This is a genomic window from Pseudomonas marincola (genome assembly GCF_900116605.1).
GTDB lineage: Bacteria > Pseudomonadota > Gammaproteobacteria > Pseudomonadales > Pseudomonadaceae > Aquipseudomonas > Aquipseudomonas marincola.
The window spans coordinates 48300-70039 of the sequence record NZ_FPBC01000010.1; the positions used below are offsets into that span (position 1 = coordinate 48300).

17 protein-coding genes are annotated in these 21740 nt (G+C 60.0%); 4 read left to right on the forward strand and 13 right to left on the reverse strand.

Translation table 11 applies throughout. The features are described 5' to 3' along the window. Nucleotides 1–4: 4 nt before the first annotated feature. The 10 genes from selA to pbpC form a co-directional block, all read right to left on the reverse strand. A complete protein-coding gene (gene selA, locus BM395_RS16140; RefSeq protein ID WP_090513694.1) occupies nt 5–1420 on the reverse strand; it encodes an L-seryl-tRNA(Sec) selenium transferase in 1416 nt (471 codons plus the stop codon). 32 nt (nt 1421–1452) lie between these two features. Next, nucleotides 1453–2382: a formate dehydrogenase accessory protein FdhE gene (gene fdhE / locus BM395_RS16145; RefSeq protein ID WP_090513697.1), complete on the reverse strand. Its 930-nt coding sequence runs from the start codon at nt 2380–2382 to the stop codon at nt 1453–1455. A gap of 159 nt (nt 2383–2541) precedes the next feature. Then, nucleotides 2542–3174 (reverse strand): formate dehydrogenase subunit gamma, encoded by a 633-nt coding sequence (locus BM395_RS16150; RefSeq protein WP_090513700.1) that lies wholly within the window; start codon nt 3172–3174, stop codon nt 2542–2544. A gap of 21 nt (nt 3175–3195) precedes the next feature. Next, nucleotides 3196–4131: a formate dehydrogenase subunit beta gene (gene fdxH / locus BM395_RS16155; protein ID WP_090513703.1), complete on the reverse strand. Its 936-nt coding sequence runs from the start codon at nt 4129–4131 to the stop codon at nt 3196–3198. Between the two features lie 10 nt (nt 4132–4141). Then, entirely contained in the window at nt 4142–7222 is a 3081-nt protein-coding gene (gene fdnG / locus BM395_RS16160) for a formate dehydrogenase-N subunit alpha (RefSeq protein ID WP_141124101.1), read from the reverse strand. A gap of 155 nt (nt 7223–7377) precedes the next feature. Further along, nucleotides 7378–7608 carry a hypothetical protein gene (locus tag BM395_RS16170; RefSeq protein WP_090513709.1) on the reverse strand — a complete coding sequence of 77 codons (231 nt, stop codon included), beginning with the start codon at nt 7606–7608 and terminating at the stop codon, nt 7378–7380. 67 nt (nt 7609–7675) lie between these two features. After that, entirely contained in the window at nt 7676–7873 is a 198-nt protein-coding gene (ptrC, locus tag BM395_RS16175) for a type III secretion system co-regulatory protein PtrC (protein WP_069902497.1), read from the reverse strand. 36 nt (nt 7874–7909) lie between these two features. Beyond that, nucleotides 7910–8053, reverse strand: coding sequence for a hypothetical protein (locus tag BM395_RS23395; RefSeq protein ID WP_170827806.1), 144 nt, complete (start codon nt 8051–8053; stop codon nt 7910–7912). A 203-nt stretch (nt 8054–8256) separates the two neighbouring features. Then, nucleotides 8257–9150: an EamA family transporter gene (locus BM395_RS16180; protein WP_090513713.1), complete on the reverse strand. Its 894-nt coding sequence runs from the start codon at nt 9148–9150 to the stop codon at nt 8257–8259. Between the two features lie 105 nt (nt 9151–9255). Continuing rightward, nucleotides 9256–11592, reverse strand: coding sequence for a peptidoglycan glycosyltransferase PbpC (gene pbpC, locus BM395_RS16185; protein WP_280142250.1), 2337 nt, complete (start codon nt 11590–11592; stop codon nt 9256–9258). Nucleotides 11593–11762: 170 nt separating this feature from the next. On the opposite strand from pbpC, the gene BM395_RS16190 reads away from it, so the two are divergent. Then, the gene (locus BM395_RS16190) at nt 11763–12068 is read left to right on the forward strand and encodes a hypothetical protein (protein WP_069902495.1); all 306 of its coding nucleotides are present in this window, start codon (nt 11763–11765) and stop codon (nt 12066–12068) included. Nucleotides 12069–12167: 99 nt separating this feature from the next. On the opposite strand, the gene BM395_RS16195 is transcribed toward BM395_RS16190, so the two are convergent. After that, nucleotides 12168–17081 carry an alpha-2-macroglobulin family protein gene (locus BM395_RS16195; RefSeq protein WP_090513719.1) on the reverse strand — a complete coding sequence of 1638 codons (4914 nt, stop codon included), beginning with the start codon at nt 17079–17081 and terminating at the stop codon, nt 12168–12170. 170 nt (nt 17082–17251) lie between these two features. Between BM395_RS16195 and BM395_RS16200 the strand changes: the two genes are divergently transcribed. The 3 genes from BM395_RS16200 to BM395_RS16210 are packed head-to-tail and all read left to right on the forward strand — an operon-like array spanning nt 17252 to nt 20133. Further along, on the forward strand, nt 17252–18598 hold the full coding sequence (locus BM395_RS16200) for an MATE family efflux transporter (RefSeq protein WP_090513722.1): 1347 nt from the start codon (nt 17252–17254) through the stop codon (nt 18596–18598). A gap of 13 nt (nt 18599–18611) precedes the next feature. Further along, nucleotides 18612–19667, forward strand: coding sequence for a GGDEF domain-containing protein (locus tag BM395_RS16205; protein WP_090513725.1), 1056 nt, complete (start codon nt 18612–18614; stop codon nt 19665–19667). Nucleotides 19668–19677: 10 nt separating this feature from the next. Continuing rightward, on the forward strand, nt 19678–20133 hold the full coding sequence (locus tag BM395_RS16210) for a DUF2214 family protein (protein ID WP_090513728.1): 456 nt from the start codon (nt 19678–19680) through the stop codon (nt 20131–20133). Nucleotides 20134–20216: 83 nt separating this feature from the next. Here the strand turns inward: BM395_RS16210 and fba are convergent, their stop codons facing one another. Together fba and BM395_RS16220 are read right to left on the reverse strand one after the other, a co-directional pair. Then, complete coding sequence (gene fba, locus BM395_RS16215; RefSeq protein ID WP_090513731.1) at nt 20217–21281, reverse strand: class II fructose-bisphosphate aldolase; 1065 nt, start codon at nt 21279–21281, stop codon at nt 20217–20219. A gap of 104 nt (nt 21282–21385) precedes the next feature. Then, entirely contained in the window at nt 21386–21715 is a 330-nt protein-coding gene (locus BM395_RS16220; RefSeq protein WP_090513734.1) for an MliC family protein, read from the reverse strand. Between the last annotated feature and the right edge of the window lie 25 nt (nt 21716–21740).

The window sequence follows — 21740 nt, forward strand, 5'->3', positions numbered from 1 at the left end:
ATAGTCATAGGCTTTGCGTCAGGTAATCGCCCAGCACCGGCAGTTGCGCGATGAATGCGGGCTCGTCATCGAGTTGGCGCAAGTCGAGCCACAGGGCGTCATCATCAATGCGCCCGAGAACCGGAATCGGCAGCGTTCGCAGGCATTCCTCAAGCCCACGCAACGCGCGTCCGCGCAGGCGTTTGGATTGCAGCGGGCGCACGCATAGCCCCGCGCTGGCCAGCCGTGCCACGGGCTGCGCGCCACTGCCGATCATGCCCAGAAGCGGTTCCACGCTGAGCTGCCAATGCTCATTGAGTTGCGCTCGCAGTAGCGGCGCAATGCGCTCGGCCTGCTGGTGGATATCTGCCTGCGCACGGCTGAGCAGGCGCAAGCTGGTGAGTCGCTCGGCGAGCCGGTCCGGATCTCGGTATAAACCGAGTACTGCTTCCAGCGCGGCCAAGGTCAACTTATCCACACGCAGCGCACGTTTCAGTGGGTTCTTTTTGATTTTGCCGATCAACTCGCGGCTGCCAAGAATGATCCCGGCTTGCGGGCCGCCCAACAGTTTGTCGCCGCTGAAGGTGACGATATCCGCGCCATCGGCCAGCGCTTCCTGCACGGTAGGCTCTTTGGGTAATCCCCAGCGCGTAAGATCAACCAGCGTGCCGCTGCCGAGGTCTTCAAGCAGCGGCACGTTGTTGGCGTGGGCAATCTTTGCCAGCTCGGCAGTCGGCACGCTGGCGGTGAAACCCTGCACACTGTAGTTGCTGGTGTGCACGCGCATCAGCAGGCCGGTACGCGGGTTGATCACCGCCTCATAATCACGGGCGTGGGTGCGATTGGTGGTGCCGACTTCGACCAGTTTTACCCCGGCGCGGGCCATGATGTCGGGAATACGAAATGCTCCGCCAATCTCGATCAACTCGCCACGCGAAATCACACCTTCCTTGCGCGCGCCTAGGCTGTTGAGCGCGAGCAACACCGCAGCGGCATTGTTGTTGACCACGGTAACCGCCTCGGCGCCGGTCAGCTCGCGGATCAATCCGGCGATAAGGTCATCGCGGTCGCCGCGTTTGCCGGTGGCCAGATCGAACTCCAGGTTAAGCGGATAACGTGCCGCCTGAGTGATCGCCTCGATGGCTTCTTCGGGCAGCAAGGCGCGGCCCAGATTGGTGTGCAACACGGTGCCGGTGAGGTTGAACACGCGGCGCACCTTGCTCGAATGCGCCTGAGCCAGCCGCTCGCCGGCTCGCCCGGCGATAACCGCCTCGCTCAATTCAATGGCAGTCAGGCTGCCGAGTTGCGCGGGGCCGCGTAATTCATCAAGCAGGTCGCGCAGGGTTTTAACAATGGCCTCACGGCCATAGCGTTGTTGCAACGGCTCAATCGCCGCGCTGCGCAGCAGGCGATCGACCGAAGGAAGTCGGATGGCGTTCATGGCATGTCCTTGAGCACATGGAGTGGCGGCAGTTACTCGCTGCCCGGCGCTAACAGCAGATTGGGTGCGCGGCGCTGATAACCTTCCTCAGCCAGACGCATGTCCAGATCCAGGCTGGCCAGATCATCCGCCATCGCCTCGGCTTCGCTGTCGTACTCCAGATAGAACTGCTTGAGGTAACCCTGACAATTAGGGCATGCCTCGGCGCGCAAGGCGGCCTTCTCCGGTTTATCGGCGGCCTGCTCCAGAGACAAATAGCCGAGCTGCTTGCTCTCTTCACAATGGCTGCATTTGACCCGCACGTAATGCCACTCGCACGAGCACAGCGAGCAGGTCAGATAACGCAGGCCAATCTGTTTGCCGCGATGGCGCACCATGCCCGCAACAGGCGGCGAACCGCACGCCGGACACAAGGTTCGGCTTTCGCTCTCGGTTAACAGGCCCTCTGGCAAACCCAGCAGCCACTGGCTGAACGCCACTTGCAAGGCAGCGCCAAGATAAGGCACTAAAGCGGGCGGCAGTAAATCGAACTGGCCGCTGAGCAATGCAATTGCCCAGGCTTTGCGCTGGCCGTTATCGGCCTCGCGCAATTGTGCAAGGGCGGCTTCAACGGCTGGATTTTGCGGCGCGGGCAGCTGCTCAAGCAGCGCATCCACCGCCGGTAGCCAGTTACCGCCACGCACCAGCGTGTCATAGGCCAGTGGCGGCATGTGGTGCTCAATGCTGAGCCGGGCGGCGGCTTCATCCGGCCCGGGCAATGGCGCTAATCCATCCAGCGCGCGTTGCTGGGCGCTGCACAAATCGGCCATCAGCAACAAGTAGGCGGCCACCGGATGGCCTTCAGCTAATCGGCTGAAACGCTCGGCTCGACGTTTGAATAACTGCTCGGTGGGGGGATTCAGGAACGGCGGAATATTCGCCGAAGATTCGATCTGACCGGGTTGTAATATCTGGCCTGGCACGCAGGACTCCTTGATCAGTTTAATGCAGGCAACTCGCCGTAACTGCAACCATAGGTATAGCTCAAAATTACGCCCGCGCAGGGACTTCACCCTGCGCGGGCGTCGGTGACTCAATGGCCGCCGTAGCACATAAAGCAGTGCCTGAGCCGTAGATATTGCTCAGGGCTTTTGTTCCTGCTTACTGACCTGCTCCTTGTACCATTGGGCATGGTGCTTGCGCGCCCAACCCCGGCTGACCCAGCCGGTGAGCATCGCGCCCATCGAACCCTTGACCCAGATACCGGCGTACACGTGGATGATGATGCTGGCGATAAGCACAAACGCCGCCAGGGCATGCAGCAGCACCGACAGGCGAATCAGCTCAATGCCAAACAAGTGACTGAAGTACTCGCGCCAGATCACCACGCCAGTGACCAACAGCACCAGCATGCACAGCAACAGCACCCAGAACAGCAGCTTCTGCCCGCCGTTGTAACGCCCGACTGGCGGCAGCATTTCTTCGTGATTGTTTACTACGTCGCCAATCTGGCTGAGCCATTTGCGATCATTAGCGTCGATCATGTTGTGGCCGATAAAACGCAGCACCAGCCAGGCAAACAGCACGAACATCGCCACACCCATGATCGGATGCAGAATGCGCGTCCACGGCCCGCCGCCAAACAGATGGGTCAGCCAGAACAGCGCCGGATGAAACAGCGCCAGCCCGGAAAGCCCGGCCAATATGAACAGCAGCGCCACCAGCCAGTGGTTAGTCCGGTCGCCTGCGCCGTAACGTTGAATGTCATGTTTCATCTTGAACTCCTGCGCGCCGTTTCAACGCGGCGCTTTGGGGTCAAATTCATGCACAGACGGATCAACCTTGTGCACCACGGTTTCCGCTTCGCCAACCGTTACCGGCTCGTCTTCCTCAACCACGTTGCGACCTACGCGCAGGTAATGCAGGAAGCCGACCAGTGCAGTTGCGCCGAGCGCCAGCAAACCGAGCGGTTTGGCGACGCCCTTCCACACTTGCACCATTGGGCTGATCGATGGATTAGCCGGCAAACCCGAGTACAGCGTGGGTGAGTCGGCGTGGTGCAGCACATACATCACGTGCGTGCCGCCAACCCCGGCGGGGTCGTACAGGCCGGCATTTTCATAGCCACGTGATTTGAGGTCGACGATACGCTCGGCGGCGTGCTCTTTCATGTCATCCTTGGTGCCGAACACGATGGCGCCGGTTGGGCAGGTTTTCACGCAGGCAGGCTCCTGCCCCACCCCGACGCGGTCTGAACACAGGGTGCACTTGTAGGCCTTGTTATCTTTTTGCGAGATACGCGGCACATCAAACGGGCAACCGGTGATGCAGTAGCCGCAACCGATGCAATGGTCCTGATTGAAGTCAACGATGCCGTTGGCGTACTGAACAATTGCGCCAGGGCTCGGGCATGCCGCGAGGCAGCCCGGCTCGGCGCAATGCATACAGCCATCCTTGCGGATCAACCATTCAAGCTTGCCGGCTTCATCCTCGTGTTCGGCAAAGCGCATCAGTGTCCATGACTCGGACGAGAGGTCTGCCGGGCTTTCGTACGTGCCGTGGTTATGGCCGACTTCGTCACGCAGTTCGTTCCATTCCGAGCACGCCACCTGGCAGGCCTTGCAGCCGATGCACTTGGATACGTCGATGAGTTTTGCCACCTCGTCCACATGCCGGACAGACGATGAGGGGGTGGTCGTGGCGGAGCGGGCGATGATGTCTTGAGTAGCCATGCGTCAGCTCCTATGCCTTTTCCACGTTAACGAGGAAGGATTTGAATTCCGGCGTCTGGGTGTTAGCGTCGCCGACGAAGGGAGTCAGAGTGTTGGTCAGGTAACCGTTACGCGTTAAGCCGGAGAATCCCCAATGCAGCGGAATGCCGACTTGATGCACGGTCTTGCCATCCACCGTTAGCGGTTTCAGGCGTTTAGTGACCACCGCAACCGCCTTGATGTAGCCACGGTTGGACGACACCTTGACCCGATCACCAACGCCGATTCCCAGCTGCTTGGCCAACACTTCACTGATTTCGACAAACTGCTCAGGCTGCACAATTGCATTGAGTCGACAATGTTTGGTCCAGAAGTGGAAGTGTTCGGTGAGGCGATAGGTTGTTGCCGCGTACGGGAACTCCTCGGCGGTGCCGAACAATTCCATGTCGCCCTTGAACACCCGCGCCGCCGGATTGCTGGTGACGCGCGGATCATCCGGATGCAACGGGTTGCGCCCGATTGGCGTCTCGAACGGCTCGTAATGCTCAGGGAATGGCCCCTCGGCCATCTTGTCGACGGCAAAGAAACGCGCTACCCCTTCCGGGTTCATGATGAACGGATTCATCCCCGCATCCGGTGGCGAGTCGGCTTTGAAGTCCGGCACATCCGCGCCGGTCCACGACTTGCCATTCCAGAACACCAACGGTTTTTTCAGGCCCTCCCACGGTTTGCCGGAAACGTCTGCCGAAGCGCGGTTGTAGAGAATCCGCCGGTTGGCAGGCCAGGACCACGCCCAGCCGAGCGTCTGACCGATGCCATACGGATCAGCGTTATCGCGCCGCGCCATCTGGTTGCCTTGCTGGGTCCATGAACCACAGAACAACCAGCAACCGCTGGCGGTGCTGCCGTCGGCACGCAATTGGGCAAAACCGGCCAATTGCTCGCCACCCTTGACCAACAATGCGCCGGTAGCTGGATCGTTGAGATCAGTCAGGGCCTTGCCTGAATACTCCTTCGCCACCTCCTCGGGTGAAGGTTCGTCGGGCTGCAAATACGGCCAGTCGAGATTGAGGATCGGGTCGGGGAATTTGCCGCCGTCCTGCGCGTACATGGTGCGCAAGCGGTGATACAAACCGGACATGATCGCGATGTCGGTACGTGCCTGGCCCGGTGGCTCGGCACCCTTCCAGTGCCACTGCAACCAGCGACCGCTGTTGACCAGCGAACCGTCTTCTTCGGCAAAGCAGGACGTTGGCAAACGGAACACTTCGGTCTGGATACTGGCGGTGTCGACCGCATTGAACTCATCGACATTGCGCCAGAACTCGGACGTTTCCGTCGCCAGTGGGTCCATGATTACCAGATACTTGAGCTTGGCCAGTGCCGCGCCAACCTTGGCCTTGTTGGGGAACGAGGCAATCGGGTTGAAGCCCTGACAGAAGTAACCGTTGACCTGGCCCTGGTACATCATGTCGAAGACTTTCAACACGTCGTAACCGGGTGCCGGCGCATCGAGTTTCGGCAACCAGTCGTAGCCCCAGTTGTTCTCGGCGCTGACGTTTTTGCCGTACCAGGCCTTCATCAAACTGACGTGGAATTTCTCGTAGTTCTGCCAGTAAGACAACTGCCCCGGACGCAGCGGTTTGCTCGCCCGTTTGGCAATGTACGCGGCGTAATCCTGCTCAGCATCGCTGGGCAGCGTCAGGTAGCCAGGCAGCAAGTTGGAGAGCAAGCCGAGGTCGGTAAGCCCCTGAATATTGGAGTGGCCGCGCAAGGCGTTCATGCCACCGCCGGGCATACCCATATTGCCCAACAGCAACTGCAACATTGCGCCAGTGCGGATCATCTGCGAGCCGGTTGAGTGCTGCGTCCAGCCGAGCGCGTACATGATGGTCATGACTTTGCCCGGTGCAGATGTTTCGGCAATGGTGTCCCATACCTGCAACATCTGCGCTTTCGGCGTGCCGCAAATACTGCTGACCATATCCGGCGTGTAGCGGCTGTAGTGTTTCTTCAGCAGGTTGAATACGCAGCGCGGGTGGCTCAGCGTTGGATCGACCACGGCATAGCCATCTTCGCCAATCTCGTAGCCCCAGCCAGATTTATCCGGATAGCCACGTTTGGCTTCGTCGTAACCACTGAAGAAGCCGGCCTCGAAGTCGTAACCTTCACGCACGATAAAGCTGACGTCGGTGTAGTTACGCACGTACTCGTGCTGGTACTTGTCGTTCTCGATGAGGTAGTAGATCAACCCGCCGAGGAACGCGATGTCGGTGCCGGTGCGGATCGGCGCGTACAAGTCTGCCACCGAGGCAGAACGGGTGAAGCGCGGATCGACCACAATCAGCTTGGCGTTGTTGTGCGCCTTGGCTTCGGTCACCCATTTGAAGCCGCACGGATGCGCTTCAGCAGCATTGCCGCCCATAATCAAAACCAGATCGGCATTCTTGATGTCGGTCCAGTGATTGGTCATGGCGCCGCGGCCAAACGTCGGGGCAAGACTTGCCACCGTCGGGCCGTGTCAGACACGTGCTTGGTTATCGAATCCTAATATGCCGAGTGAACGCACCACTTTGTGAGTGATGTAGCCCGCTTCGTTGGACGAGGCCGACGCCGCGAGGAAACCGGTGCTCAACCAGCGATTGACCGTTTGGCCCTGCTCGTTGCGCTCGATAAAGTTGGCGTCGCGGTCGGTCTTCATGTGCTTGGCGATGCGGTCCAGCGCATCATCCCACTCGACGCGCTTCCACTCGGTGGAACCCGCTTCGCGCACCTGCGGATATTGCAGGCGGCTGGGACTGTGGACGAAATCGAGCAGGCCGGCACCTTTAGGGCACAGCGTGCCGCGGTTGACCGGGTGATCGGAGTCGCCCTCGATGTGAATAATGTTCTGCGCAACGTTCTTCGCGCCATCGCCCTGGCTGTACATCAGCAGGCCACAGCCAACGGAGCAATACGGGCAGGTGTTGCGGGTTTCTATGGTACGGGTGAGCTTGTAGTGTCTGACCTGATCGGCGTAAGCAGCCGTTGGGGCGGCTCCCAGCGCAACCAGGCTCGATGTTCCAAGACCTACACCACAGACCTTGAAGAACTGTCGACGGTTCATATCCATCATGACTCTCCTGCATCAGGCAGTGATGTCCGGGACGTTGCCGGACATATCAGGAGAAAGATTAGCTGCACTGCAAATTTACGCCACGTGATCTCGACTAAAGCAGCAGCTTCAGCGCGCCAGCCAGAGGCGTATACAGGGCCTGAGCACGCGTCTCACACGAGGCTGAAGCGCGGCGCGAATTCAGTCTCAGGGCGGCACGGCGGCTGGCCAAGCAATTTCTTCAGGCGGTCGGCGACCTCGATATTGCGCGCAATGTTCGACTTGCACTCAATCGTGCGCGCCAGTGCGCCGGCAGAGCCGTAATCCAGGCCGAGTAAAGACAGACCATTGGTCATGATCGCCAGTGCGGCGATGACCAGCATGTTGCGATTTTTCAGTTTCATGATGCACGCGCCAGACGATGTTCAAAGGGCCTTGGTCAGGGTTGGGTTGAGGTTGCTGAAGCTGCGGTTACTGACATGTGCGCGGGCAAACCAATTGCTCGATGGCCAACCGCTCACTCAGTTGAGTAGGAATGCTCAGCGTGGTGAGTTGGCCGTCACTGAGTTGCACCGCCAGCTCGGACTCATAGTGAATGCCGCACTCATTAATCGTTGCGTAGGTCACGCCATACACGTCTTTAGCGGCAAACCATTGGGCAGTTGTCATCTCGCACTCCAGTATCTGGCGAAGCTGTTTGCGCGCTTATGGGCGCGCAGCTTCGCTGGCCGGTTGAGTTTTCACAGAGCTGGCACGCGCCTTATCGAGCTGGCGCTGGCTTTCTGCGCTGACACTTGTGGTGAATGCCGAAGCGGCGAGCAGACTGGCAATAGCGGCGAAACGATTCATGCTGATATTCCTTCTGTAGGAGCGGGCGTTGCCCGGTGGAGCGATAATCCACCGGCGCCTGAATCTGCAGAAGTAAATGGTCACGATTGTGATTATCACGGCGGCTGATATGAGCGCCGCGTAATGTTGAGCGGGTGTATGAGGGGCGTGTTTACGAACTTGCGTGTCAGCGCAGGCCAAGCATCTGCGCGTTGTTTAACCGGCTACAGGGCATTACCGCGAGCAGCGCTGAAACGGCTGATGAAACGCCCGCCGAATACGTTGATGGCCAGCCCTGCCATCACCAGAACCGTGCCGGCCATTTGCCAATGTGTGAGGCGCTCGCCGAGCAGCAGCGCCGATGAGCTAAGGCCGATAATGGGCACCAGCATCGAGAACGGCGCGACCTGGCTGGCCGGATAACGCGAGAGCAATTTGCTCCAGAGCCCGTAACCCATGAGCGTGGCGGCGAACGCCAGATACGCCAGCGCACCAATCGAGCTGAGACTGATATTGCGCAGAGACGTTTCGATCAGTTCCGGCCCTTCCACCCATAGCGACATAGCAAAGAATGGCAATGGCGGCACCAAACTGCCCCACACCACCAAGGCCACCAGATCAACCTGACCGACGCGCTTAGTGATGATATTGCCCATGGCCCACATGGCGGCGGCGCAGAGCGTCAGCAACAGGCCGGCAAGGGTCGTGCTGGTGCCGCTCTGTGCGCCGATCAAGAGTAATCCGCCAGCGGCAATCAGCATGCCCAGCACGTTAACCGGACGCACCCGCTCGCCCAACACCATCGCGGCGAACAACAGGGTGAAGAAAGCCTGAGACTGCAACACCAACGAGGCCAGACCTGCGGGCATGCCCACAGACATGGCCGAAAACAGAAAGGCGAACTGGCCAAACGAGATGGTCAGGCCGTACGCCAGCAACCAGCGTAACGGCACCTGCGGACGCCGGATAAAAAATATCGCCGGGAATGCCGCCAGACAAAACCGCAGGCCACCCAGCAACAACGGTGGTAGCCCATCGAGACCGATGCGGATGACGACGAAGTTGAGCCCCCACAACACGATTACCCATAACGCGAGTAGCAAGTCTTTTGGCGTCATGGCCGGGCTCCGATTGAATGCGCGCAAATCAAAAACACATATAAAAACATTGTCACTGCATGGCGCACCGATACAGTCATCAATAAAACCACGGGTACAGTGGCATTAACGGCTCACGCGAAAACTCACCTGAGCGGTCTGGCCGCTTTCGTCGAGCACGCTGAGTTGATACACCCCGCTGCGCTCCAGCACATGATCGAAGCTGGCGTCGGGCAGTGTTTCCGCCACTTGCCGGCCATTAAGAAACCACCAGCGCTTGCCGCTGCCGCCAATCGCACTCAGGCGCAGGCGCGGCCCTTGAGCGCCGGTCGGGCTGCGCAGCTGATCGCCCTCGCGAATGCCGACGATATCCAGCGAAGTGCTGGCCAAACCGTTGCGCGGCGGACATTCAGGCGACGCCACAGGCAGCCGTGCGCTGCGTCTTTCACGGCTGGGTAACCACGGTTCCAGCGGCGCCGGCCAAAGCGCCAACATCTCGGGTTTGGCGCCGCTGCAACTGGCATCGACCCGCAAGCCCTGCTCATTGACCCAGATGGTTTGGCTAAGACCGAGCCCGGCGGGCTGATCCGCTGCCAGCAAGGTGGGCGGCGTGGTGCCATCCAGAGTCCAGGCGAAACGCTGACGCCGGCAATTGGCCGAGTCTTTGCCAAGTGGCTGACCCAATGGCCAGCAGATCGCGGCGACGCCGACCGACGCGGGTTGCGGATCAGCCGGTAATGGGATTGCTCGCTGGCTGTCGCGATTGGCCAGAATGTCATGCACTTGCAGCAACATCGGCGCTGCCGAGGCCAGACCAAACTGGCCCGAAACCGGCGTGCCATCGGGACGGCCAATCCACACACCAATCACGTAACGCGGCGCCACGCCAATCGCCCAGGCATCACGAAAGCCGTAGCTGGTACCAGTTTTCCAGGCGAGCGTGGAGCGCCGCACCAACTGCGCACGCGGGTCGATTTCCGGGCGCGCCTGACCGCTGAGAATCCGCCGGATAATCCACGCAGAGCCCGCAGACAACAAACGTCGCTCGCGCAGGGCATCCTGCGGCTTAAAACGCAGCCCAGCAGCCATTCCGGAACGCCCGAACGCGCTGTAGCCGCTCACCAATTGCTCCAGTCGGCTGCCCACGCCACCGAGAATTATCGCCAGATTAGGCTGCGCCAGCGGCGGCAAGGCCAATGGCACTCCCGCATTGCGCAACTCGCCGGCAAAGCGTTTCGGGCCATAGGCTTCGATCAACTGCACCGCTGGCAAGTTGAGCGATCGCGACAGCGCAGTGCTGGCCGAAACCGGGCCGCTGAAACTCGCGGCAAAATTGCCGGGTCGGTAATCGCCGTAACGCCGGGGAACATCTTGCAACAACGACTCGGAATGAATCAGCCCGCCATCCAGCGCCATGCCGTAGAGGAACGGTTTCAGGGTCGAGCCGGGCGAGCGCAGCGCATGCACCATATCAACATGACCAAAGCGCTTGGCATCGCCGATATCCACAGAGCCAAGGTAGGCGCGCACCTGCATGTTGGGTAACTCGGCTACCACGATTGCCGCCGAGGTGCGCTCGGGCAATCGTGCCCGCCAGCCCATGAGCATGTCCTCAAGGCGGCGCTGCAAACTGGCATCCAGCGTGGTGTGAATCAGCGGCGGGCTGTCGGCATGGTTAAGCCGGCGCGCCAGCAGTGGCGCTAAACGCGGCTCCTGACGCGGCGCCAGCAACACCGGCTCTTGCAGCGCATCGTTGATGGCGCTGGCAGGCCACACATCGAACGCCTGCAGACGCCGCAGAACCTTGTCGCGGGCAGCCTGTGCACGCTGCGGATGACGATCGGGACGCAACCGGCTGGGTGCCTGAGGTAGCACCGCAAACAGCGCCGCCTCGGCATGAGTCATCCGGCTCGGCGGTTTGCCCAGATACGCCCAACTGGCAGCAGCAACGCCTTGCAGCGTGCCGCCAAATGGCGCGCGGTTCAGATACAGCGTAAGGATCTGATCTTTGCTCAGGTGCCACTCCAGTTGCAGCGTGCGCCAGACCTGCTTGAGCTTGCCCGGCAAACTGCGCGCATGCGGGTCGAGCAAACGCGCCACCTGCATCGACAACGTGCTGCCGCCGGAAACCACACGCCCGCCACGCAGGTTCTGCCAAGTGGCGCGCAACAGCGCCAGCGGATTGATGCCCGGATGCTGATAAAACCAGCGATCTTCATACGCCAGCAACGCCTGCAAATAATACGGCGACACCTGCGAACTGCTGACCGGATAGCGCCACACGCCATCGGCATCGGCGAAGCGCCACAGCGGCGTGCCGTCTTCGGCCAGCACCACCCGTGCCAGATCATCTTCGGGCAGCTGTAACGGAAACAACAGATCAGCGACCCACAACAGCGCGCAAAGCATCAATGGAGCGGCCAACAACCAACGCGTGCGCCGGCGCAACTGCTGCCAGCGCACGCGCAGGGTTTTCCACAGGTTCACTGCCGCACCCGCCAACCGAACGCAGCAGCCCATCCAATTGCGCTGCAACAGTGGCCAATGACTGGCACACTAGCGCGCATAACTGCCCGGCAGCCTTCACAGCTTGCCGGTATGTAGCGGATGGATGGATTGATTACAGGCGTCAAATGAACCCACATTTACAGGTAGCAGGATTTTTTGAATCACTCGGCCAAGCCTTCGGCACGGTGATTCGTTTCATTGTCGAAAGCCTCAGCAGCTTCTTTGGATTGTTCGGCAATGCCTTCAGCGGCTTCATTGATGGCATGTCGAAAACCCTCGGAATTACCCCGTCGTTTCTCAGCATTGTGGTGCTGATCATCGGCCTGTTGCTGCTTTACGCGGCGGTTCGCGCCTTCATGCGCAAAGCCATTATCGGTGGCGTATGCTGGTTGTTTCTCGGCCTGTGGATCCTCAGCGGCCTGATAACCTGACGCACCCGATTAAACTACAGCACGACTACAGCCGCCGCTAAAACTCCAGCCGCGCCGGGATTGCAGCCGTTACGGCGCAATCCCCAAGCGCCGGAAATATCAGCGGCTGCGTACCACCATTTTCTCCGATGCATCGCCGATTGCCTGCCAGTTGGGCCGGTACATGGACTCAACCTGAGGCGGCGGCACGCGGTAGCTGCCGGGCGTTACGGCCCGCGCCAGATACAACAGATGGGTGCTGCCATAGCCGTCGAGATCCAGCGCCGCGACATAGCGATCGCCACGGAACTCCTGATGCTTGAGGTTGGCATTCTGCATCGACTGCAGCCACTCCTTGGTTTCGCTGCTGGCATCCTCAAGGCTGGCAGCGCTTTGCGCCAGATTCTGATTCTCCAACTCCAGCCCTGCCGGCAACAGGTCGACCACCAGCGCATCCGGCACGCGCTCCTTGGCCGCAACCACCAGATGCACCAGCACCAACTGGCCGCTATCAAGCTCTTCGAGGTTCAGCGGCTGGCCCTGCATGTCCAGATAATCGCGGCCAATGCTCAGGTTCTCGCCACCGGCAACCGGGGCGTTACGCGGATAGCCGGACAACGTGAGCTGCTGATACAAAGGTTGCTCCGAAGCACTGCTGAGCGTCAACGGCTCGGCCAGATCCTTGCCGTCGAGCTTGATCGCCGATTGCGCATTACTCAGCTCAAACGCCAGGCTGCCGCTTTGCAGTTGGGCCTGCCACGGCTGCTCGGGTTTACTCAGCAGATTGCGTCCGGCCAGATACAGCGCATTGCGCTCCTGCGTCGATAACCAGCGCTGCGCGGCCAGCTCATCCGCCAGGGTAAACAGCCGGGCCTCACGCACAGTCGGGGCCAGGTCATATACCTCCAGCAGCGCCATGATCAACGCCTGATCACGCAACTGGCTGCCGTAATCACCTAACCAACGCTCGCTGTCGCGCTGACGGCTCAGCCCTGCCCGCAGCGCATCGTCGGCACGCGGTTGGTCGCCCATTTTCTGCAGGGCAATCGCCAACTGCACCAGCGGCAAGCCCGACTCGGCATCGTTGCGCCGATCATACAGATTACGCAACGCGCCAAGCGGCGCCTGCTGGCTGCGCGCCAACACAAAACCTGCATAGGCCTGCACGGCAAAGCGGGTGTGATCGAGGCTCTGGCTATAACCGACATCGATCAGATTGCGCTCCTGCACATAGCGCAGCAGGCGCTCGTTGGCCTTTTTCATGGCCTCTTCAGGCACGGCAAAACCTTGCTCGCGAGCGCGCAGTAAAAAGTCAGTGACATAGGCTGTCAGCCAATATTCCTCATCACTGTCGGCGCCCCACAAACCAAAGCTGCCGTTGTAACGCTGCATGCTCAGCAAGCGCTCGATACCCAGCTCGATTGAACGCTTGCGCTGCTCATCCGGTTCGGTTTCCAGACCCAGCCGTTTGATGATCGCAGCATCGGCGTAAAGCGACGGATACAGACCGCTGGCGGTCTGTTCAAGGCAGCCGTACGGATAAGCCTTGAGCGCACGAATCTGCTCGCCAAGGTTAAGCGGCGGCCGGCTCGAAACCGCCAGTCGAGCTTGCAAACCGGCAGGTTCAAATGCCGCCAGCGTGCCGGCAGGCATTTGCCATTTGTCGCCCTTGAGCACGCTGCGCATGTGTTCAAGGCGTGCGGGATAAGCCGGACGAATACCCAGCGTCCAGTCACGCTGCAAGGCCGCCAACTGCTCATCCGGCAGGCTCAGGCCATCGACCTTGAGTTCGATCTTGCCTTGGCCAAAGCCGCCCAGTGCCCGCACCGGAATGTGCAGCGTGCTGCGCTGGCCCGGTTCAAGTGTGAGTGTGGAGTTAGCTAATTGCGCATCGACCCATTCAAGCTGGCCGCTGATCCCGAGTTGCACGTCGAGTGTCTGCGCCTGCTCGGTGAGATTACTCAAGTCCAGCGCCAACGTGGTTTCATCCCCGCCGGCAAGAAAGCGCGGCGTCGAAAGCTCAGCCACCAGCGGCGCAGCGACGACTGTTTTGGCTTCGGCCATGCCATAGCGCTGATCGGTCCAGACCTGCGCCATGAGCCGCAACTCACCATTGAAGTCGGGAATGTCCAGGCTGACAGTGCCCTTGCCCTGCTCATCGAGCTGCACCGGTTTGGCTTGCATCGCGACAATCAGCACATTGCTTTCAGGCCGTTTGCCGCCGCCCGCCAGCGCCGCGTCGCCGCCGAATGCCAGCTTGGCCATCCGTCCCTGCCCGGCCTCGATAAGCTGGCCGAATACGTCGAGTTGGTCGGCGCCGTATGCCTTGCGCCCGAACAAATTCGAATAGGGGTCTGGCGTTGGGTACTCGGTGATATTAAGAATCCCCGAATCCACCGCCGCCACCAGCACGTACGCTTGTTTGGCCGCACTGCCGTCAGCATTTTGTGCCTGCACCTGAATATTCAGTGGTTGCTTGGGGCGCATTTTTTCTGGCGCTTGCAGGTTCAGGCTGAGCTTGCGCTGCTCGCGTTGCAGCGGTAAGTGCAGAATCCCGACCGCCCGCTTTGGTGTGGCATTGCTCTTGCGCTCGCCCGGACGAATCACCAGCGCGCTGATGTAGAGATCATGGCGCAGCCAGTCTTTGCTGATCGGCACTTCGAAGGTCTGGCCTTGCGCTGGCAGCGTAATCGGTTGCCACCACAGCGGGCCCTCGCTCGACTCGACCAGCAAATAGCCACTGCCCGCAACTGGCGGGGTAACAGTTACCTTTGCGGTTTCGCCGTTCGCATAAGCGGGTTTATCCAGCGCCAGCTTGACTTGGTCCGGGCGCACCGCGCCGCCTTCGGCATTGTCCTGCCAGCGATAACCCGCCCAGAAGCGCACACTGCTGAGCATCTTGCTTTGCGGGTCAATCACCTCGACCCGATACGGGCCCCACTCCACCGGGAAACTGACCTTGGCCGTCGAGCCTTGAGCAACGCTGACTTGCTCTTCGCTGAGGGTGAGGAATTTCTCGTTGTAGTTATTGCTCCAGCCGTCGTTGTCCGAGAAGGTCCAGTAGTAATCACGGCGTTCACGCACCAGACGCACGGTCAACGCGTCCGCTGCCAGTTTGTTCCCCGCCGGATCGGCCAGCAGAATCTCGAAATTGGCCAGCCCGTCGGCATCGACCTGATCACCTTCAAACAGCCCGCGAATGCCGGGCAAACGCTCAGCTGGCCAAACCGGCTGCACCAGCCGCCGGGTTATGGGCCGACCGCCAGACTCTTGCAGGCTCGCCTGCAATATCAGTTTGAGCGGCGACTTGACCGTGTCCCAACGACTTTCGATGTCCAGCGTGGTGTTGCCCTGCTCATCCAGAGTTTGTTCATCCAACTCCAGATCCTGACTCAGCTCTTTCTCGGTGACCGAGCCGAACTGATAACCAGGCAAACTCGCCACGGCATCACGCAGCGGCCGCACATAGAGTTGCCCGCTGATGCGATTGCCACTGGCCGGCGCGCCGTAAAGATAACGGCCATTCACCTCGAACTGCGCATGTTGCGCCGGTTTCAGCGGCTGATCCTGACCTTTCAGTTCCAGCGCCAGGCGCTCTGGCAGAAAGTCCTCGACCGAAAACTCATACAGTTGCGGCGCGCCATCGCCCAGATCGAGCAGCAGCTGCCAGCGCCCCGTTGGCGCTTCCTCGGCCAGTTGCAGCTCATATTGATAAAGACCTGAGTCATCGGCGTTCCAGACAAACTTACGGCTCACCTGCGCATCGGGCCGGCGCACTTCAACACTCACGGGCTGGTTGTTGACCGCACGGCCATCGGCATCGCGAAGCAGCGCATTGAGCAGCACCGTCTCGCCTGGCCGGTATAAATCACGCGGGCCAAATACAAAAAACTGCAAGGCGTGAGCCGCTGGCCCGCTGATATCGAACTCGGCCAGATCCAGCGCCGAGCTGTTGAGTTGCAGCAAGCTGGTCTGCTCGCCTTGCCGAGCAATAATCACCTGCGCCTTGGGCGGCAGCGGCAATTCGGCATGGCCTTTACTATCAGTCTTGCCCTCGGCCAGCACACGGCCTTTGCCGTCGAGCACTTCAAGCGCTACATCCGCCTGCGCACCACCGCCTGCCAACGCCTGAGTGAAGACATCGAGCCGGTTGTTGTAACGGTGCACCGAGAGGCCAATGTCGCTCAGGGTGAACAGCGTTGCCGGCACCGAATAGTTATAGGTGCCGGCAGCTTTCATCACGGCCAGATACACGCCGGGCTGCTTGAACGGTTCGAGCCCGGCAATCGGCAGCATCACGGTTTCGCGGGTGTTGCGCTCGGGCTGCAGATCGAAGCGCCCGCCGTATACCAGTTCCGCCATTGGCAGCAGAGAGTTGGCCTGCCAGCTTTCGAGATTGCTGTTGGTGCCCCATTCACTGAGAAACCTGGGCAGCGACTGCGGCTTGATGCGGAAGAACTCGACGTTGACCTGATCCACATTCAGGGTGATTACCGGCAAGCCCTCAGCCAAGCGAGTAGGCAGCAGCGAACCACGACTGGCGAAGCCGACACTGGGCTGCATGTCTGTGGTTTGCAGGCGGGTGATGTGCTCTTTGGCCAACTCAGTGTCATTGATTGCCTGCAACCCGGCATCGACGGTAAGCACCAACTTGCGATCCGGCTCAAGGTGGCGCAGGCGCAACTCTGTGAGCGAGTCGGACAACTCCCACGCGCCATCTACCTTGCCGGTTTGGGTGTCGACCAGATGCAGCTTTTGGGCGAAATCCTGATCCGGCTCAAGTGGCACCGAGAAGCTGATCGAGAGCGCGCTGGCTCCGTCAATCTGCACTTCCGATGCATCGGCAACCGTCAGCTCGCGGCCCGCATAACGCTTGGCCAGCGCCTCCCGGTCAACGGCTGGACGCGGGGCTGCGGGGGCAGTCTGTTGGGCACTGCCAGCGGGCTCAGTGATAGTGACTTTGGCGGGCTCGGATGAGTCGCACGCGCTGAGCAAACCCAGCGCTATCGCCAACAGCAGTCCTTTGTTCAGCATCACCCGTCTCCGTTATTCGCCGGTTGCAAAGCACCCACTATAGACGACTGCCGATTGCGTCCCAATGACGCAATTGCATGAATCAATGTGGCATCTGGCCCGCGCGTTGAAATCACCCTTAACCAATCCCCTGATGGGCACGTATAGTGGCCGCCATAGCGGAGTTTTTCATGTCACTGATACTAGATGCCTGGCGCCATAGCCCAACCCATAAACGAGTCTGGGCGCTGGCGGCGCCGATGATTTTGTCGAATATTTCTGTACCGCTGGTGGCGTTGGTCGACAGCGCCGTGGTCGGTCATTTGCCGCACGCCTACCAACTGGCCGCGGTGGCGGTAGGCGCGAGCCTTTACACCCTGCTCACCTGGGCGATGGGATTCTTGCGCATGGGCACCACTGGCTTTGCCGCACAGGCAGCCGGTCGCGAAGATGGCAGCGCGCTGCGGCAGGTGCTCACGCAAGGGTTGCTGCTTGGCGTGGCGCTGAGCGCATTGCTGATAATCATCGCCCTGCCCTTTAGCCATGCCGCGCTGGCGCTGATGCAGCCCTCAGCCGAGCTGGATGATCTGGCCCGCCATTACTTTCAGATTCGCCTGTTCGGCTTGCCCGCCGCGTTGGCGACTTATGCGCTGATTGGCTGGCTGCTCGGCACCCAGAACGCGCGCGGGCCACTGGCGATTCTGCTGACCACCAACCTGCTCAATGTTGGGTTGGATTTACTGCTAGTTCTCGGCTTGAACTTTGGCGTCGCGGGGGCGGCGTGGGCCTCGGTTGTCGCCGAGTGGAGCGGTGCGTTGCTCGGCCTGTGGCTTGCACGCCGGGCGCTCAGTGCCTACGCAGGAACTATTGACTGGAGCGCGCTGCGCCGTTGGCTGAACTGGCGGCCATTGCTGGCAGTGAACCGCGACATTTTCATCCGCACCCTGGCTTTGCAGTTGGTGTTCTTCTTGATCACCGTGCAGGGCACGCGTCTGGGCGACTCGACTGTCGCTGCCAACGCTTTGTTGCTTAATGGCTTGTTACTGACTGCGCACGCGCTCGATGGCCTGGCTCATGCGGTGGAAGCGCTGTGCGGCCACGCCCTCGGCGCACGCGACCGGGTGGGATTGCGCCGCACCTTAATCGTCTCTGCTGGCTGGTCACTGTTCGCCAGTGTTGGTTTCGCACTGTTCTTTGCGTTGGCGGGTGAACAGTTCATCGGCATGCAAACCAGCATCGACAGCGTGCGTGAAACCGCCCTCGAATACCTGCCGTATCTGGCACTGCTGCCGTTGCTGGCGGTGTGGAGTTACCTGTTGGATGGCTTGTTCATCGGCGCAACCCGCGCCCGCGAAATGCGCAACGCCATGTTGCTCGCCGTGGCCCTGAGCCTGCTGTTGGGCTGGCTGCTGACAGGTCTGGGCAATCATGGTTTATGGCTGGCATTCCTCGGTTTCATGATATTGCGCGGCCTGACGCTGGGTGGCTATGCTTACCATATGACGAGAGATGATCTATGGTTTAGTCCTCGTTCCTAATAAGGAAAATCGCATGCTCTGCCCTGAGACACCGGCCAACGAAGCCTTGCGTCAGAAAGCGCTGGATGAGCAGGAGCTGCTCGATACTCCCGCCGAACCGTATCTGGATGTATTGGTGCGGGTTGTGCGCGATCTGTTCGGGGTCAAATCGGTGCTGATCAGCCTGATCGATCAGCAGCGCCAGTGGTTCAAGGCGCGCATCGGCGCCGATATTGCCGAGACTCCGCGCAGCGTTTCGTTTTGCGGCCATGCGATTCTCGGCTCACAAATGATGATTGTCGAAGATGCCCAGCAAGACCCGCGCTTCAAAGACAATCCGCTGGTAACCGAAGCCCCGCACCTGCGCTTTTATGCCGGCCAGCCGCTCTACAGCAGCGACGGCTATGCACTCGGCACCTTATGCCTGCTGGACACAGCGCCACGTGAGTGGAGCGCAAAGCAGCAACAACTGCTCAAGGACATGGCCACGCTGGCCGAAGGCTATTTGCAGCTGCGCAAAATCAGCCTGCAGTCGAAGGAGCTGCGCGACGAACTCAGCCGCGAACAGCGCAAAGCCCTGCTCGACCCCCTGACGCAACTGTGGAACCGCGCCGGTCTTGATCACTTTCTGGCCATCGAACAACTCCACGCCAAAGAGCACAATCTGCGCTTGGGCCTGCTCTATTGCGATCTTGATCACTTCAAGCATGTGAACGACAACTTCGGCCATGACAGCGGCGACCGCGTGCTCTGGCAGAGCGCCCGGCGTATCAGCGACGCCATGCGCCCGCATGACATCGTCACACGCAGTGGCGGCGAAGAGTTCGTGATTATCACGCAGGTGCATGACATCAGCGAATTGGAGCAGATTGCCGAACGCATTCGCAGCAAAATCGGCGACTCGCCGATGATCATCGAAAACGCCGAACTGGCGCTGACCATCAGTATCGGCTGCACACTGGTAGAGCCGCCGGAAGACATACGCCAGGCCATGCAGCGCGCCGACAAGGCGCTCTATCACGCCAAGCGCAGCGGCCGTAACCGCGTCTCTGTCGCCAACCCAAGCTCAAGCACTCTCGCCCCTGCCTGAGGAACTGCCAATGGCCGCCGCAATTGCCGCCTACCTGCATTTTCTGTCGATATTCGGTCTGTTCGCGTTGCTGTCCATCGAGCATGTGTTGTTCAAGCGTCCGCTCGATCTACAGCGCGCCAAGACACTGATCATCACCGATCTGGCCTATGGCCTCTGCGCCGCACTGGTGCTGATAACCGGCGCAGCGCGGGTGATGTGGTTTGGCAAGGGCTGGGAATACTACCTGTATAACGGCGTATTCCACATCAAGCTCGGCCTGTTCCTGCTGGTCGGGCTGCTGTCCATCCTGCCGACATTTGTATTCATCAACTGGCGCAACAGCGTCAACGCAGGCGAGGTGCCAGACGTCAGCGAGCGCAAAGGCAAACTGGTGATCATGACTATCCGCCTTGAGCTGCTGATACTGTTGATCCTGCCGCTGCTGGCCAGCTTGATGGCGCGTGGTTTTGGCGCCGGCGCTTAAGCTGCACGCATAAAAAAACCTGTCCGACTCACACCGGACAGGTTTTTTAATATCAGGCGAAAACTGCCTGATATTCAGCCAGATTAGTTGACCTTGGCGGCCAGCTCACCTTTGGCATAACGCAGGTACATGGCTTCCAGCGAGACCGGCTTGATCTTCGAGGCATTGCCAGCAGTGCCGAACGCTTCGTAGCGCGCGATGCAGATGTCACGCATGGCTTCGACGGTTTTGCCGAAGAACTTACGTGGGTCGAACTCGCTCGGCTGCTCGGCCATCATGCGGCGCATTGCACCGGTCGATGCCAGGCGCAGGTCGGTGTCGATGTTGACCTTACGCACGCCGTGCTTGATGCCTTCAACGATTTCTTCAACCGGCACGCCGTAGGTTTCTTTGATGTCGCCGCCGTACTGATTGATGATCGCCAGCCACTCCTGCGGAACCGAAGAAGAACCGTGCATAACCAGGTGAGTGTTGGGGATACGCTGGTGAATCGCCTTGATGCGGTCGATTGCCAGAATGTCACCAGTAGGTGGCTTGGTGAACTTGTACGCGCCGTGGCTGGTACCAATGGCGATTGCCAGAGCATCAACCTGAGTGCGCTTGACGAAGTCAGCCGCTTCTTCCGGATCGGTCAGCATCTGGCTGTGATCGAGAATGCCTTCAGCGCCGATGCCGTCTTCTTCGCCAGCCTGACCGGTTTCCAGGCTGCCCAGGCAACCCAGTTCGCCTTCTACCGAAACGCCGCAAGCGTGCGCCATGGCCACGGTTTCCTGGGTAACGCGGACGTTGTAGTCGTAGTCAGCCGGAGTTTTGCCGTCTTCTTTCAGCGAGCCGTCCATCATCACCGAGCTGAAGCCCAGCTGGATCGAACGCTGGCACACTGCAGGGCTGGTGCCGTGATCCTGGTGCATACACACCGGAATGTGCGGGAATTCTTCAATGGCCGCCAGAATCAGGTGACGCAGGAACGGCGCACCGGCATATTTGCGGGCACCGGCGGAGGCCTGAACAATAACCGGCGAGTCGGTCTTGTCGGCGGCTTCCATGATGGCGCGCATTTGCTCAAGGTTGTTTACGTTGAATGCCGGAACGCCGTAACCGAACTCGGCGGCGTGGTCGAGCATTTGGCGCATGCTGATAAGTGCCATATTTTCCTGTCTCCCAATTGGGCTCATTAATCGTGCAAGCTTGTCGCAGCGACAAGCTGTGTTCAAGTTCTATTGCCTCCAAGCATTACCTTGCAGGCGACTGTTCAGGGGGCTTTGCAGCCGCGCCCGATCAAATCATTGCTGGCCGTGCGGTAAATCAGGCCTTCTTCACCCTTCATGTGAAAGGTCAGCATGCCATCGCTGAACATCGCGCCGGAGCCCGAAGGCTCACGTTTCAGGCGATGGGCAATATCGCCACCGGCCACACGCACATCCACCGACTCTTTGCTGTCATCGGTAAAGCGCCACAGCACTTCGGCCTGGCTGTCACACACCCAACGGGTCCATGCATCCGGCGTTGCAGGCTGACTAGAGCAACCGGCTATTACACTGAGCAGTGCAGCACCGACGACGGCTTTGCATAGTTTATCCATATTGGCTCTCCGGGCATCCGTTGTC

What these genes read in the sequence shown, in the direction of transcription:
- fdxH (WP_090513703.1), bottom strand. Translation starts at nt 4,131, where the DNA reads ATGGCTACTCAAGACATCATCGCCCGCTCCGCCACGACCACCCCCTCA.
- BM395_RS16220 (WP_090513734.1), bottom strand. Translation starts at nt 21,715, where the DNA reads ATGGATAAACTATGCAAAGCCGTCGTCGGTGCTGCACTGCTCAGTGTA.
- BM395_RS16195 (WP_090513719.1), bottom strand. Translation starts at nt 17,081, where the DNA reads ATGCTGAACAAAGGACTGCTGTTGGCGATAGCGCTGGGTTTGCTCAGC.
- ptrC (WP_069902497.1), bottom strand. Translation starts at nt 7,873, where the DNA reads ATGACAACTGCCCAATGGTTTGCCGCTAAAGACGTGTATGGCGTGACC.
- BM395_RS16210 (WP_090513728.1), top strand. Translation starts at nt 19,678, where the DNA reads ATGGCCGCCGCAATTGCCGCCTACCTGCATTTTCTGTCGATATTCGGT.
- BM395_RS16200 (WP_090513722.1), top strand. Translation starts at nt 17,252, where the DNA reads ATGTCACTGATACTAGATGCCTGGCGCCATAGCCCAACCCATAAACGA.
- BM395_RS16180 (WP_090513713.1), bottom strand. Translation starts at nt 9,150, where the DNA reads ATGACGCCAAAAGACTTGCTACTCGCGTTATGGGTAATCGTGTTGTGG.
- fba (WP_090513731.1), bottom strand. Translation starts at nt 21,281, where the DNA reads ATGGCACTTATCAGCATGCGCCAAATGCTCGACCACGCCGCCGAGTTC.
- selA (WP_090513694.1), bottom strand. Translation starts at nt 1,420, where the DNA reads ATGAACGCCATCCGACTTCCTTCGGTCGATCGCCTGCTGCGCAGCGCG.
- BM395_RS16170 (WP_090513709.1), bottom strand. Translation starts at nt 7,608, where the DNA reads ATGAAACTGAAAAATCGCAACATGCTGGTCATCGCCGCACTGGCGATC.
- BM395_RS16190 (WP_069902495.1), top strand. Translation starts at nt 11,763, where the DNA reads ATGAACCCACATTTACAGGTAGCAGGATTTTTTGAATCACTCGGCCAA.
- BM395_RS16150 (WP_090513700.1), bottom strand. Translation starts at nt 3,174, where the DNA reads ATGAAACATGACATTCAACGTTACGGCGCAGGCGACCGGACTAACCAC.
- BM395_RS16205 (WP_090513725.1), top strand. Translation starts at nt 18,612, where the DNA reads ATGCTCTGCCCTGAGACACCGGCCAACGAAGCCTTGCGTCAGAAAGCG.
- BM395_RS23395 (WP_170827806.1), bottom strand. Translation starts at nt 8,053, where the DNA reads ATGAATCGTTTCGCCGCTATTGCCAGTCTGCTCGCCGCTTCGGCATTC.